The organism is Peptococcus simiae (assembly GCF_046097595.1).
In the GTDB taxonomy this organism is placed as follows: domain Bacteria; phylum Bacillota; class Peptococcia; order Peptococcales; family Peptococcaceae; genus Peptococcus; species Peptococcus simiae.
In genome coordinates, this window is sequence record NZ_JBJUVG010000001.1 from 302,292 (window position 1) to 316,634 (window position 14,343).

The 14,343-nt window shown below is 47.8% G+C and carries 15 protein-coding genes; all 15 read left to right on the forward strand.

Translation table 11 applies throughout. The features are described from left to right. Positions 1 to 120 precede the first annotated feature (120 nt). The 15 genes from ACKQTC_RS01220 (at position 121) to ACKQTC_RS01290 (ending at position 14,331) form a co-directional block, all read left to right on the forward strand. A complete protein-coding gene (locus ACKQTC_RS01220) occupies positions 121 to 567 on the forward strand; it encodes a universal stress protein (protein WP_408976614.1) in 447 nt (148 codons plus the stop codon). Between the two features lie 197 nt (positions 568 to 764). Further along, a complete protein-coding gene (locus tag ACKQTC_RS01225) occupies positions 765 to 1,193 on the forward strand; it encodes a universal stress protein (RefSeq protein ID WP_408976615.1) in 429 nt (142 codons plus the stop codon). Between the two features lie 24 nt (positions 1,194 to 1,217). Continuing rightward, complete coding sequence (locus tag ACKQTC_RS01230) at positions 1,218 to 2,762, forward strand: pyruvate kinase (protein ID WP_408976616.1); 1,545 nt, start codon at positions 1,218 to 1,220, stop codon at positions 2,760 to 2,762. Continuing rightward, positions 2,749 to 3,222 carry a hypothetical protein gene (locus ACKQTC_RS01235; RefSeq protein WP_408976617.1) on the forward strand — a complete coding sequence of 158 codons (474 nt, stop codon included), beginning with the start codon at positions 2,749 to 2,751 and terminating at the stop codon, positions 3,220 to 3,222. The genes ACKQTC_RS01230 and ACKQTC_RS01235 overlap by 14 nt, the downstream gene beginning before the upstream one ends. Further along, on the forward strand, positions 3,215 to 3,925 hold the full coding sequence (locus ACKQTC_RS01240; protein WP_408976618.1) for a CDGSH iron-sulfur domain-containing protein: 711 nt from the start codon (positions 3,215 to 3,217) through the stop codon (positions 3,923 to 3,925). The genes ACKQTC_RS01235 and ACKQTC_RS01240 overlap by 8 nt, the downstream gene beginning before the upstream one ends. A gap of 14 nt (positions 3,926 to 3,939) precedes the next feature. After that, positions 3,940 to 4,620 (forward strand): response regulator transcription factor, encoded by a 681-nt coding sequence (locus tag ACKQTC_RS01245; RefSeq protein WP_408976619.1) that lies wholly within the window; start codon positions 3,940 to 3,942, stop codon positions 4,618 to 4,620. Continuing rightward, on the forward strand, positions 4,592 to 5,566 hold the full coding sequence (locus ACKQTC_RS01250) for a sensor histidine kinase (RefSeq protein WP_408976620.1): 975 nt from the start codon (positions 4,592 to 4,594) through the stop codon (positions 5,564 to 5,566). Before ACKQTC_RS01245 ends, ACKQTC_RS01250 begins: the two co-directional genes overlap by 29 nt. Before the next feature lie 134 nt (positions 5,567 to 5,700). After that, the gene (locus ACKQTC_RS01255; RefSeq protein WP_408976621.1) at positions 5,701 to 6,468 is read left to right on the forward strand and encodes an ABC transporter ATP-binding protein; all 768 of its coding nucleotides are present in this window, start codon (positions 5,701 to 5,703) and stop codon (positions 6,466 to 6,468) included. Continuing rightward, the gene (locus tag ACKQTC_RS01260) at positions 6,449 to 8,476 is read left to right on the forward strand and encodes an ABC transporter permease family protein (protein WP_408976622.1); all 2,028 of its coding nucleotides are present in this window, start codon (positions 6,449 to 6,451) and stop codon (positions 8,474 to 8,476) included. The genes ACKQTC_RS01255 and ACKQTC_RS01260 overlap by 20 nt, the downstream gene beginning before the upstream one ends. A 275-nt stretch (positions 8,477 to 8,751) precedes the next feature. Further along, entirely contained in the window at positions 8,752 to 9,576 is an 825-nt protein-coding gene (locus ACKQTC_RS01265; RefSeq protein ID WP_408976623.1) for a type I restriction-modification system subunit M, read from the forward strand. A 159-nt stretch (positions 9,577 to 9,735) separates the two neighbouring features. Next, positions 9,736 to 10,509: a replication initiator protein A gene (locus ACKQTC_RS01270; protein WP_408976624.1), complete on the forward strand. Its 774-nt coding sequence runs from the start codon at positions 9,736 to 9,738 to the stop codon at positions 10,507 to 10,509. Continuing rightward, entirely contained in the window at positions 10,506 to 11,333 is an 828-nt protein-coding gene (locus ACKQTC_RS01275) for an ATP-binding protein (protein ID WP_408976625.1), read from the forward strand. Before ACKQTC_RS01270 ends, ACKQTC_RS01275 begins: the two co-directional genes overlap by 4 nt. Continuing rightward, positions 11,326 to 11,811 (forward strand): PcfB family protein, encoded by a 486-nt coding sequence (locus tag ACKQTC_RS01280; RefSeq protein WP_004812300.1) that lies wholly within the window; start codon positions 11,326 to 11,328, stop codon positions 11,809 to 11,811. The genes ACKQTC_RS01275 and ACKQTC_RS01280 overlap by 8 nt, the downstream gene beginning before the upstream one ends. Then, positions 11,808 to 12,542, forward strand: a complete 735-nt coding sequence (locus tag ACKQTC_RS01285) for a BRO family protein (protein WP_070641234.1) — start codon at positions 11,808 to 11,810, stop codon at positions 12,540 to 12,542. The genes ACKQTC_RS01280 and ACKQTC_RS01285 overlap by 4 nt, the downstream gene beginning before the upstream one ends. Continuing rightward, complete coding sequence (locus tag ACKQTC_RS01290) at positions 12,535 to 14,331, forward strand: VirD4-like conjugal transfer protein, CD1115 family (protein WP_408976626.1); 1,797 nt, start codon at positions 12,535 to 12,537, stop codon at positions 14,329 to 14,331. The genes ACKQTC_RS01285 and ACKQTC_RS01290 overlap by 8 nt, the downstream gene beginning before the upstream one ends. The last annotated feature ends 12 nt before the right edge of the window (positions 14,332 to 14,343 follow it).

Here is a 14,343-nt window from a genome sequence, read left to right on the forward strand (position 1 = left end):
GCCGGCCTTTTTTATTTATGAGCGCCCGCAGGGGCAAAGCAGGGCCCTTATGGCGAAAGTGGCCAAAGGGGTATATAATAGATGGAAAGATAGTGCAAGTTTATTATAAAGGAGGTCACTATGGCTGGCGGTTATGAAAAAATACTCGTCCCTTATGATGGATCTGAGGCCTCAGTAAAGGCCCTTGCCCAGGCTAAAATCCTACAGGACATGTGTGGGGCCCGGATTACCCTCCTGGAGGTCTTGTCCAACGGCCTGTCGGGCCGGGACCAGGTCAACTACCATATGCTGGACCAGGTCCAGCCCCCTGACCCGGCCAGCTATCGGGCGGCTGAGGCTGACTTAAACCGGCTCAAGGCCGACTTCCCCCTGCCGGATAGGGTCCAGGTCCTTTTGGCTGAGGGGCCGGTTGCCTCGACCATTATCGAGACCATTGACCGGGAAGGCTATGACCTGGTCGTCATGGGGTCGGAAGGCCTGGGCCACGCCCTGAAACGGTTTCTCTTGGGATCGGTGACCAAGTATGTTCTAGAACACGTGGATATTCCGGTTATGGTTCTCTCCTGACCGGTTGTAAGCCGGCTGGCCCTTTATTATAATAGAAGCTATAGAGCTTTATATGAGCTAAAAGGCATGGCCGGGGCAAGCGGATTTTTCTGATAAATGGAAAAAAGGCGGCCCTTGCCGCAGGCTTTGAGCAATGTCCGGAGACCGGCTGGCCGGCGCCTTGATCGAATCCATACCGGCAATGAAAGGTGGTAACTATGATGAAGCATATTCTCCTACCGATAGACGGGTCTGAATGCGCCCTGCGGGCAGTCGCAGCGGCCAATGAAATGGCCCTGGCCTTTGGTGCCAAGGTGACCCTCCTCTACGTCATCCCCGACCCGCGTAAGGAAGGGGTCATCCAGGGGCAGGAGGCCATGATTTTAAGCGAAAGCAAGGCAGCCCCTCTGGCCCGGCAACATCTGGAAAAGGCCCAGAAAAGCCTTGACCCAGGTATTCAGACCGCTATCTCCCTGCAAAAAGGGGTGGTCAGCCGGACCATTGAGAAAGAAGCGGCCTCGAATGACTATGACTTCATTGTCATGGGGACTGAAGGGATGGGGTCTGCTCTTAAAAGGCTGCTTTTGGGGAGCGTCACCCGGCACGTTTTAGAGCACGTTACCATACCTGTTTTAGTTATTCGTTAGTCACAAGGGAGAAGAGGGGACACTATGGCCAATAGCTATGACCTACAAGAACCGCAAGTACTGCTGGACGACCTCCTGGCCCTCCGCAAGGATGTATATGAAGAAGGTCAGGAAATTTATAATGTTTGGGACAATACCATCGACCGGGATGAATTTAGGCCCAGTGCCTTAAATATGGCCTACTACATGGCCCTCCGCCGCCGCAATATCGTGGACATCCAGGAGGCCTTATCGGCCTATGGCCTGTCATCCCTGGGCCGGGCCGAGTCCCGGGTTATGCAAAACCTGGACGCCGTCACCCAGACCCTATCCATGGTGGCCGATGGCTGTGGCCGCGAATTGGACTATGCCGAGTTTACCGACCAATACCGGGGCCGGGAGTACCTGGAGGCCCAGAGCCTGGAACTCTTTGGCCAAAAGCCGGCTGAGCGGGACACCCATATCATGGTGACCCTGCCGCCGGAGGCCGCTACAGACGGCAAGTTTATCCGCCGTTTAATTGAGGCCGGGACCACCTGTCTGCGGATCAACTGTGCCCACGATAATCCGGAGGCCTGGATGGCCATGATTCGTCATGCCCGGAAGGCCGAGAAGGATACCGGCCGGTCTTTGAAAATTTGCATGGACATTGCCGGCCCGAAAACCCGGATCCGCCAGCTGCTCAGTGCCCGTCAAAATCCAGTGGTCATCCCCGGTGACCGACTCTTTTTAACCGGCCGGACCATCCTGGAAAACTTTGCCGGCTGTGACCTGGTCATTTCCTGTACCCTGCCGGAAATGATCCCCTACCTGATGGAGGGGGACCATGTCTATATCGATGACGGCCGGGTCATTGGCCGGGTGGTCGAACGGCAGCGGGCCGGGGTCCTGGTGGAAATCGAAAAGGTCCTCAAGGAGAAGGGGGTCCGGCTGAAGGCCGAAAAGGGCCTCAACTTCCCGGATGCGGATATCCCCATTGATATCATCACCGACCAGGACCGGCAGGCCCTAGACTTCATCTGCCAATATGCTGATATGGTGGCCGTCTCCTTTGTGAAAGACGCCCGTGACATGATCCTCCTGCAAAAGGAATTGGAAGACCGGCTGGGGGACCGGGCCGGGCAAATGGGGGTTATCGCTAAAATTGAAACCCTGGCCGGGGTTAACAACCTGCCGGAAATCATCGTCCAGGGGGCCGGGAAAAACCCCTTTGGGGTCATGATCGCCCGGGGGGACCTGGCCGTAGAAGTGGGCTATATTCGCTTGAGTGAACTCCAGGAAGAAATCCTGTGGATCTGCGAGAGTGGCTCCATTCCCGTGATCTGGGCCACCCAGGTCCTGGAAACCATGGTCAAGAGCGGGATCCCGACCCGGGCTGAAATGACCGATGCCGCGTCCAGCCGCCGGGCCGAATGCGTCATGATGAACAAGGGGCCCCATATCTTTGACGCCGTTGAAACCCTGGCGGCCGTCCATGAGAGGATGATGTACAATGTCAGTAAAAAGGCGGCCAAGCTCCGGGCCTTAAATATTGCCATTAAGCTTTGGCCGGAAGCAGATGATTTGGAGGATAACCGTGACAGCCATTAAAGAACTGGAGGACTTGCTTTTGGCCGTCCGGAATGAATCGCCGGATGATTTTGCGGACTTTTTCTATGCCACAGCCTCAGATATCGGCACCAATTTTGATGATGCCGAGAGCTACTTTGACTTTATGGAACCGGCCCGGTTGACCGCCCGGTTAACCGACCTGGTCGCCGCCGGCATAGACGAAACCTTTTTAGTCCAGGCTATGCTGGACCATATGGGCCGGTGGCTGGCCGATGAGCCTCGCCGGGCCAGACGGCAGTGGCGGCACAACCGGGCCCAATTGGCCGATCCCGCCCTGCCCAAGCAAGTGAGAGAGATGACACAGGAGACCTTAGGCCGGTTAACGGCCGAAAAAGAGGAAGAGAACTGGCTGCGTTTAACGGCCAGATTTGAGAAGGAAAGGGCTGACCGCTTTTCCCTTCTCTTCTGGCAAAGCCGGGAAAGGGGAAATAATGGCTAACGAAGAAAAGAAAATTATTGTTACAGAAGCAGGCCCCTATGAAATCCAAGGGAATATCCCCCTGTACAAGGAGGCCCTGCGGAAGAATGAGGATGGCAGCCACCGCTGGGATGAGCGAGAGGCCCTTGAGTGCGCCGGTGACAGCTACCGGCTCTGCCGCTGTGGCCGGACCGATAAGCAGCCCTTTTGCGACGGCAGTCATGCCAAGGGCGACCGGCCCTTCAAGGGGACCATCCGGGCCCCCTTTGATACGGTAGAAGAGCGGGCTGTGGTCCTGGAAGGGGCCGGGGTCAACCTGCAGGATGACATTGACCTCTGCAGCTGGAGCCGCTTTTGCCATACGCCCCATGGCAAGGTCTGGGACCTCCTAGATAAAAGTGATGATCCGGAAGTCAAAGACTGGCTCATCCAGGGCTGCGTCGACTGCCCCAGTGGCCGGCTGACGGCCATTGACAAGGAAAGCGGAGAGCCCATTGAGCCGGACCTGCCCATGGAAATCGTCGTGACCCAGGACCCGGAAGAGGGCATTTCCGGCCCCCTTGTGGTCCGTGGCGGCATTCCCATTGAAAATGCCGACGGCCAGACCTGGGAAGTTCGTAACCGGGTCACCCTATGCCGGTGTGGCGGGTCCCACAACACGCCCTTCTGCGATGCCCGGCATAAGACGATTTCCTTTGACGATGGTGACTTGCAGGCAGAATAAGGAGGCCGGACCAGGTGGCCAAGATACTTGTAGTAGAAGACGATGGGGTCATCCGGTCTCAGGTGGCAGCGGCCTTACAGGCCCATGGCCATGTTGTGATTGAGCATGATGGCAGTCAGGACCCGGCAGCCCTTTGCCGGGCTGAAGGACCGGACCTCCTGGTGATGGATATTGGCTTATCCCGCAAAAACGGTCTCTACTGGTGTGAACTGATTCGGCGGCGGTCCAAGCTGCCGATTTTAATCGTTTCGGCCCGGCGGGAAGATGTAGACCTCATTACCGGCATGGCTGTTGGGGCAGATGACTACCTGGCCAAGCCCTTTGCCCTATCGGTTTTTGTGGCCAAGGTGCAAGCCCTCCTGCGCCGGACCTATGACTATAATACCGAACCTGTCCACTTAACCCTTGGCGACCTGGTTTTTTACCCGGAAGAGATGCGGGCTCTTGGGCCCCTGGGCCAGGTCGACCTTTCAGCGACGGAAGGGGCCATCCTGGCCCAACTGTTGCGGGCTGCCGGCGGTTTTGTAAGCCGGGAGGGGCTGGCCTTGAACCTTTGGGAGGGGGCCCACTTTATTGATGACAATACCCTGTCGGTCAATGTCAGCCGTCTGCGTAAAAAGTTAGAGGGGACCGGGGCCTCGGTAATGATTCAAACGAAAAAGGGATATGGCTATGGGATCATGGAAAAGGATTAAGGGCAGTCTGGGCCCGGCGGCCCGGACGGTCATCGCTGTCTGGCTGGTGACGGTAGGTCTTTTGGCCAGCCTGGGTCTATTGGCTCAGGTGCCGGCGGTGGTGGTCCTTTATGGGGTCAGCCTGGCCACCCTGCCCCTAGGGGCGGGCTTAGTCAGCCTCTACTTTAAGGGACGGCGCCGGCAGGCGGCCCTGACAACCGGTAAAAAAGCCGTCCTTGATGGCCTTTACTCGCCAGGGGAGCTAGAAGCCCTGAAGGCCATTTTTGCCCACCAAGCCGACTTGCGCCGCCAGCAGCAAATGACGCAGCGGACCTTAACCGATAATTTTTCCCTGTGGGCCCACCAAATCAAAACGCCCCTGGCGGCAGCCAAGCTCCTGGCCGCCGCGCAGGACCCCCCCTCCCTACCCCTGCGGAATGCCTTAGAAGCCATCCGCGCCTATGTCGATATGGCCCTGGCCCAAGTGGCCCTCAGTGAAAAGGGTCCCCAGCTGGACCTAGCGCCATGCAGGATCGATGCGGTCCTCGAGGAGGTCCTGCAAAGGACGGCCGGCCTCTTTTTAGCCGGGCAGGTTCAATTGGACTATAGGCCGACCCGGCTCCAGGTGACGTCAGACAGCCGGTTACTGGCTGTCCTCTTCGAGCAGGTCCTGACCAATGCGGCCAAGTATAGCCCGGCGGGCCAGGTGACCATTTTTGCTGAAGGCAGCCGGGTTATCATCCGGGATACCGGCTGCGGTATTGCTGCCGATGAACTGCCCCGGGTTTTTCAACGGGGCTATGCCGGTAGCCGGGGGCGGCTGGATGAGCGGGCCTCAGGGATGGGCCTGTATGTGGCCCGGCAAATTGCCGACTACCTGGATATAGGTCTGGAGCTGACCTCCAAGCCCCAAGAGGGAACAACCGTGACCCTGACCTTCCCGGCCTATGCCCTCCGGCAAGAATAAAGCAAGCACAGCCAAGCTAGGGCTGTGCTTTTTTGATGCTTACAAAAGTGTAAGAAAGGCGGAGGCATTGTAAGCTTAAATAAAGGCAGGGGAGGGAGGTTTCTGCTATCCTAGTCATGAAAGGAGGGTGACGCATGACTTTATTGAGCGTTAACCATTTAAGTAAAAGCTACCGGACCGGGGCTGCGGCCCCTCCCCATCGGGTTTTGAGAGATGTTCATTTTTCAGTGGATGCCGGCGAATTTGTCGCTGTCATGGGGGAGAGCGGGTCCGGAAAGACAACCCTGCTGAATTTAATCGCCAGCCTCCTAGACCTGGAAGAGGGGGACATCCTCCTCCAGGGCCAGTCCTACCGGGATATTCCTGCGGCCAAAAAGGCCCGGTTCCGCCGGGAACAGATGGGCTTTGTCTTTCAGCAGTTTAACCTCTTGGATACCTTTACCCTTAGGGATAATATCCTCCTGCCCCTCGTTTTATCCGGGGTCAAGCCGGAGGATATGCCCGATCGCTTGACGGCAGTAGCCGGTCCCTTAGGTCTGGAAGACTTGCTGGACCGGTACCCGGATGAGGTTTCCGGTGGCCAGGGTCAACGGGCCGCTATCGCCCGGGCCCTCATCATCCGGCCCAAGCTCATCCTGGCCGATGAACCGACCGGGGCCCTGGATTCCAAGGCTGCCACGGCCCTACTGGAGACCTTTGGTCAATTGAATGCGGCTGGCGAAACCATCCTCATGGTGACCCATTCGGCCCTTGCAGCGGCCTATGCCAGCCGGGTCCTCTTTTTGCGGGACGGGATGATCTACCATGAGCTCTACCGGGGGGACCTCTCCCGGCAGGTCTTCGGCGACCGGATTATGGAGAGCCTCCAGCTGGTCTTAAAGGGTGGTGAGGGCCATTTTTAACCGGATCTACTGGCCAATGGCCCGGGCCAGCTTTTCAGCCAATCGCCGCTTTTGGTGGCCCTATGGCCTTGCTGTGGCGGTTATGCTGGCCTTGTTTACGGTGGTCTGCAATATCGCCCAAACCCCCTACGCCAGAGACCTTTCAAGCGTTGCCCTTGTCATGCAGTACGGCCGGTGGGTGACAGCTATCTTTACCCTGGTCTTTGTCTTATATGGGGGCAGCTTTATCCAGGGGATGCTCCGCCAGGAAATGCAGCTGTATAATATTCTGGGCCTGGAAAAGGGGCATATCCGCCGCCTGATGGCTGTCATCCAAGGAACCTTTTCTCTTTTGGCGGCTACGGTGGGCCTGGCCCTGGGCTACGCCCTCAGCTTTTTCTTCCTCCTCTTCCTTACCCGGTTAACCGGCCAGGACCAATTGAGCCTGGACCTAACCCTGGCCGGCTTTTTAGAAACCCTGGCCATCATTGCCGGCATTTTACTGGTCAACAGCCTGCTGGCCATCCTTAGGGTGGGCCGACCGGTCAAGAGCCGGACCTTCCTCAAACGGCACCGCCGGCTAGGGAAAGCCTTAGCTATTGGGCAGAGCCTCCTGGCCCTGGCCTGTCTTGGTGGGGGCTACTGGCTATCCATGACGGTGACCAGTGGGATAGAGGCCTTGCGTCTATTTTTCCTGGCGGTCCTCCTGGTCATGGCCGGGACCTGGCTGCTCTTTAGCGGCGCCCTGGTCCTTTTGCTGGAAGGCCTACAGAAAAGGCCGGGCTTTTATTACCGGCAGGGTCCCTTTATGACCATTGGGGGTATCCTGCCGCGGGTCCGCCAACATGGAATCGCCCTGGCCGGGGTGGCCATCTTACTGACCATGGCCATTGTCAGCATTAGCTTTACGGCCACCATGTACAAGGAGTCGGACAATGCCGTTCAGGAGCGGCTTCCCTTGGACTACTGGGCCGGCTATAGCAGCAATACGGGTCAAGGTCTATCTATCCTTGATGGCTACAAGCAGTTGCACCAGGTCAGCCGGCAGGCTGAAGCTGAGATCCGCCGCTTTTCAGACCAGCTGGGCCATCCTTTGGCTAAAAGCCATACCCGGTACAGCTATACCTTCTTTGCCAAAAAAACCGGTTATGCCTACCGCTTGGCAGATACCGATGGCGGTAAAGAGGGGTGTTTTATCCAGCTGGCTTCGGTTGAAAGCTATCCGGGCCCTCGGCCGGGTCTCGGTGAGGTCATCTGCCTAACCAAAGAGGCCCCGGCTAAGACCCTGACCCTTGGCGGCCAGACCTACCGCTGCAAGACCTTAAGCCAGGAAGACCGCAAAAGGCTGGTCAAAGCCCTTTATGGCACAGATGATGCGACCTTTGATATGGTCGGGGCCCTTCTCTTTTCCAATGAAGAGGCCGTTTTCACTGCCCTGCAGGGCCTGCAAGCAGAAAGGGCTGATGGCCGGGTCATCATGAATGCCGACCTCCACTGGTCCCTTGCAGGGAAGGCCTCGGATGAGACCTACCTGGCCCCCTTGAAGGAGACCCTGCAGGCCCAGTCGCCGGAAGGAATGGACCCGCCTCAGGTTAATTCCCGGGCTAACCTTTTGTCAGAGTTTTTATACCTGAATGGGGCTGTTCTCTTTATTGGCATCCTCCTGGGCCTGGTCTTTATGACCGGGGTGGTCCTGGTCACCTACTTTAAGCAAATATCGGAAGCCCTGGCTGACCGGCGGCGCTACCATACCATGCAGGAAGTCGGTATGGATGAGGGGATGGTCCGGCGAGTCCTGGGTTGGCAAACCCTAATCCTCTTTGCCCTGCCCATCCTGGTGGCCTGCATCCATGCCCTGGCTGCCTACCCCATGATTAACCTTATACTAAGAACCATTGGCTTTAACAGTGCCAATAGCTACTTTTTTGTCATCATTCCGGTGGTCTTAGCAGTCGTGCTGGCCTATATTGCCGCCTACCAGCTGATTGCCCGGACCTATAGAGATATCCTTATCCGCCATAGCCATTAAAAAAACAGCTTCGAGGGAGAACCCTTGATAGCGTGATCCCCAAAAAGTTGGACAGAGAGACAAGTAGGCCTTTTGTACTTGTCTCTCTTTTTGTTTGCCTAAGGGCTAGTCCTTAGGCTGCCTGATCTTTAGGATATGCAAGGGGCCTAAAAAACCACCAACCCCGGCCCGCCCTCTAGAGCCTAGCGGTTTCTTATGGTAAACTAAGGATTAGTAAGCAAAAATCACCGGGCATTAGCCGGTGAGCTTAATTTATATATTTTGCGAGGTAAACCATGTCCAATAATCAAAGACCATACAGCGGAACCAGCCAACGGGCAGAACTCCACAAGCGGATTTGGGCCATAGCCGATGACGTACGGGGGGCTGTTGATGGTTGGGACTTTAAGCAGTACATTTTAGGCATCTTATTTTACCGGTTCATTTCCGAAAATATGACCGAATTTTTCAACCGGGCCGAGCATGAGGCCGGCGATCCGGACTTTGACTATGCCCAGCTTTCTGATGAAGAGGCCGAGGTCGACTTCCGGCCCAATACCGTTGAGGACAAGGGCTTTTTTATCCTGCCCAGCCAGCTTTTTGAAAACGTTGTCCGCCAGGCCCGGACCAATGAAAACCTCAACACTGACCTGGCCAATATCTTTAAGTCCATCGAAGGGAGTGCCATCGGCTACCCTTCTGAAGATGACATCAAGGGCCTCTTTGATGATATCGATACCACCAGCAACCGCCTGGGTGGTACCGTTGCCGAAAAGAACAAGCGCCTGACCGATATCCTCACCGGCATTGCTGATATTAACTTCGGCGCCTTTGAAGACGGCGAAATAGACGCCTTTGGCGATGCCTACGAATACCTCATCTCCAACTATGCCCGGAATGCCGGCAAGTCCGGCGGGGAATTCTTCACCCCCCAAACCGTCTCCAGGCTCCTGGCCCGGCTGGTTATGGATGGTGTTGACACCGTCAATAAAGTCTACGACCCCACCTGCGGGTTTCGTGTCATAATAGTGATAGAGGCAAATAGTTATGTAAATATAAGGAGTTCAAGACTTCTACCAAAGTTTAAAACTCAAAAAATAAATAGTTGGTGTGCTGCTTAGAGTATCCATTTTAACAATGGGTATTGTAAATAGCATACCAATAAAACTAAGGATTCTTTAAAGAGTCTTATTTTGTGATGAAAATTTAATATGTAAATCTCAGACGATAGAAAATCAAAAATTCTGTCGTCTTTTTTATTTTACAGAAAGGAGGTAAGGATGAATTTTGATTATTTTTATAATAGGCAATCTGAGATGTATAACTTCATTAGGTTGCCTATGGTATTAATGGAAGATGAGATTTTTGAGAGTATTTCTATTGAAGCAAAAGTTTTGTATTCATATATGCTTAATCGAATGGGTCTTTCATATAAAAATGGCTGGATAGATGAAGATGGAAAAGTCTTTATTTACTACACAATGGATGCTATTAAAGATCAATTTAACTGTGCTAATGATAAAGCCTTAAAGATTATAAATGAGCTTGATACAAAATCAGGAATTGGATTGATAGAAAAGAAAAGACAAGGACTTGGAAAACCAAATAGGATATATGTTAAAGATTTTATGAGTGTTTTCTCCGATTCAAATAATAGAAATCCAGATTTCCGAAAAGCAGAAGTCCAGACTTCCGATAATCGGAATTCAAGAACTCCGAATAACAGACTTCAAGATTTCCGAAAATCGGAAGGTAACTATAACAATATTAATAATAATGAGTTAAGAAAGAATGATTTTAATAAAGGGCAAAAGCCTTATGGAATATATAAAAATATATTTTTGACTGATGAAGAATATAAGGACTTAACAAATGAGTTAGGAAGCAGGATTAGTGAGTATATTGATAGGTTGTCGTCATATATGAAAGCAAATAATAGAGCGTATAAAGATCATAAGGCAACGATAATCAATTGGTATCTTAATGATCAGGCGAAAAGCATTAATGACAAATCAACAAGAAAAATGAATTACGATATAGGAGAGAGTTTATGAAGACCTTAAAAGATTTTGTATTAAGAGAAAATGATATTGAAAGAAATGGACATATCTATTGTAAATCATGTGGTAAAAGAGTCGATGGAGAATTACTTGACCTTGGATTTACAAAGTTTATTCCAAGAATTAAATGTGAATGTGAAATAAAAAGAGATAAGGAAAATGCAGAAAGAGAAATATTAGCGAGAATATCATCGCTAAAAAGAGATTGTTTTTCATCGCCAAACCAACACCAATATACTTTTGAGAGATTCTTAAATGAAAAAGGTCAAGCTTACAAGGTTGCTTATAATTATGCTAAAAATTTTGAACAAATGAAGGAAGACAATGTTGGACTTTTATTTTATGGAGATGTTGGCAGTGGAAAGACTTATCTTGCTTGTTCTATTGCAAATGAATTAATCGAAAGAGAACAAGTTAAAGCTAAGATTATGAATTTATCTCAGGTTATAAACCAAATACAAAAATCTGCATTCAAGATAGATTCAAATGAAATTATAAATAACCTATCAAATATTCCCTTGTTAATCTTAGATGACCTTGGAATTGAAAGGGATACATCTTATGCAAGAGAACAAGTATATAACATTATAAACTCAAGATACTTAAAGGGTAAGCCGACAATTTTTACTACAAACTTATCATTAGAAATTATTCAAAATCCTAATATTGACCTTGAGTATCAGAGGATATATTCAAGAATACTTGAAATGACAATACCAGTTAAAGTTACAGGAGAAGATTTTAGAAGAAAAATCCATCAAGAGAAGTTAAGAAAATACAAAGAGTTACTTTTATATGGAGGTGGAATAGATGATTAATGAAGAAGTATCTAGGTCAAGTCTTAATCTTGAAGTAAGACTTGCAAAAGCAACAAGTAAAGCAATTCTTGATGCCTTAAAGAAAGTACACAAGCAAATAGAAGAACAAGGAGGCTTGAAAAATGTAATAAAAAATAACGGAGAAGAAGTAAAACTAAAAGATATGGTTAAAAAGGGACAGTTAGAAGAAATTAATCTAAAAGATCCTGAGTTAAAAGAACTAAAGAAAATTTTAAATAAACACGGAGTGAAGTTTTCTGTTATGAAAGATAAGGAAACTGGTAACCACTCTGTGTTTTTTCAATCTAAGGATATAAAGGTAATGGAACACGCCTTTAAAAAAGCAGTTAAGGCTTCTGAAAGAAAGGCCGATAGAAAAGATTCAATAACGAATACTATAAATAAGTTTAAAGATATGGCTAAGGACACCATTAGTAAAGATAAAGTTAAAAATAAACATAAGGAGCAAAGCTTATGATAAGTAATTTAAAAACATTTGAAAATAAGAATTTTGGGAAACTCACTGTTATTGAAAAAGATGGTGAGTTTTTCTTTATAGCAAATGAAGTAGCAACTATGCTAGGATATGTCAATCCCAGAAAAGCTGTTTATGACCATGTAGATGAAGAAGATAAGGGTGTAACGAAATGGAACACCCCTGGAGGAATACAGAATATTTCAATTATTAACGAATCAGGATTATATTCACTTATCCTTTCATCAAAACTGCCACAAGCAAAAATATTCAAAGCTTGGGTAACTAGAGAAGTCTTACCAAGTATTAGAAAAAATGGAGGATATATAGCTGGTCAAGAAAAGAAAACTAACGAAGAACTACTTGCAGATGCAATTCTTGTAGCCAATAGAATTATTGCCGAGAGAGAAGAAGAAATTGACGAATTAAGACCAAAGGCAGACTATTATGACAAATTAGTAGACTATAACCTACTTACAAACTTTAGAAATACTGCCAAAGAGTTAGGAATACCACAAAATCAATTTATAAGTTTTTTAATGGATAAGGGATTAATTTATAGAGATAAGAAAAAGAAACTCTTACCTTATGCAGATAAGAACAAGGGATATTTTGAAGTTAAAGAATGGGTTGATCCACTAGGTACACTTGTAGGCATACAAACATTTATAACACCAAAAGGAAGGCACTACCTACTAATTTTATTAGATAGCGAAGGTTTCTACGATGAATAAGGTATTAGAAGCCATTCTTTCTGATATTAAAAACTTAATTAAAATAGACAACCCAAAGAAATTTATATTATCAAACATTCCCTATCTATCATTCTTCTACATTGGAAATATCCTTTCTAAGCACATCAATTCTTATGTAGGAGGAGATATTATTGATAAAATAATGGTGGGAATTTCTGATATAGGAACTTTATCTTATATACCAAGCCTTAATCCAAGGGACTTGTTAGTAGGTGTTTTAGTTGCTGCTCTTGTTAAGTTAATTATTTATAGCAAAGGAAAAAATAAAAAGAAATATAGGCAAGGCAAGGAATATGGATCTGCAAGATGGGGAGAAAGCAAGGATATTGCTCCATATATTGACCCAAAGTTTGAAAATAATGTACTAATAACTAATACCGAAAGACTAACAATGAACTCAAGACCTAAAAACCCTAAATATGCTAGAAATAAAAATGTATTAGTAATAGGTGGTTCTGGATCAGGTAAAACAAGATTTTATGTAAAGCCAAATCTAATGCAAATGCACTCTTCCTATGTAGTAACAGATCCAAAAGGGACACTTGTGTTAGAGTGTGGAAAAATGCTTTATGAAAATGGATATGACATAAAGATTTTAAACACAATAAACTTTAAAAAATCTATGAAATACAATCCATTTGCCTATTTGAGAAGTGAAAAAGATATTTTAAAGCTTGTTCAAACTATAATTGCTAATACAAAGGGAGATGGAGAAAAGGCAGGAGAAGATTTTTGGGTAAAGGCTGAAAAGTTATATTACACTGCTCTTATCGGTTATATCTATTATGAAGCACCAGAAGAAGAAAAGAACTTTAAGACACTTTTAGATATGATTGACGCAAGTGAAGTTAGAGAAGATGACGAAACCTATATGAACCCAATTGATAGGCTCTTTGAAGCTCTTGAAAAGAAAGACCCAAGTCATTTTGCAGTTAAGCAATATAAGAAATATAAGCTTGCAGCTGGAAAAACTGCCAAGTCAATTCTCATATCTTGTGGAGCAAGACTAGCACCTTTCGATATAAGAGAGCTTAGAGAACTAATGAGCGAAGATGAATTAGAACTCGATAAAATTGGAGATAGGAAAACTGCCTTGTTCGTAATAATATCAGATACAGATGATACCTTTAACTTTGTAGTATCAATAATGTATTCCCAACTATTTAATCTACTATGTGACAAGGCAGATGATGTGTATGGTGGAAGACTTCCTGTTCATGTTAGGTGTCTACTTGATGAGTTTGCAAATATCGGCTTGATTCCTAAATTTGAAAAACTAATAGCGACAATTCGTTCAAGAGAAATATCAGCAAGTATAATTCTGCAAGCACAATCTCAATTAAAAGCAATTTACAAAGACCATGCAGATACAATAGTTGGTAACTGTGATTCAACACTTTTTCTAGGAGGAAAAGAAAAAACAACAGTAAAAGAATTATCAGAAACCTTAGGAAAAGAAACCATAGACTTATATAACACATCAGAAACAAGATCCAACCAAAAATCTTTTGGACTAAATTATCAAAAGACTGGCAAGGAACTTATGAGCCAAGATGAAATAACTGTAATGGATGGTGGTAAGTGTATATACCAGCTAAGAGGAGTAAGACCTTTCTTGTCTGATAAATTTGATATTACAAAGCATAAGAATTATAAGTTGTTGGAAGATTATGATAAGAAAAACTTGTTTGATGTTGAAGAGTATTTAACAAATAGAGATAAGGTAAAGCTAAAATCTAGTTATAAAATAAATAGGTTAAATATTTGATTTTATGGAGAA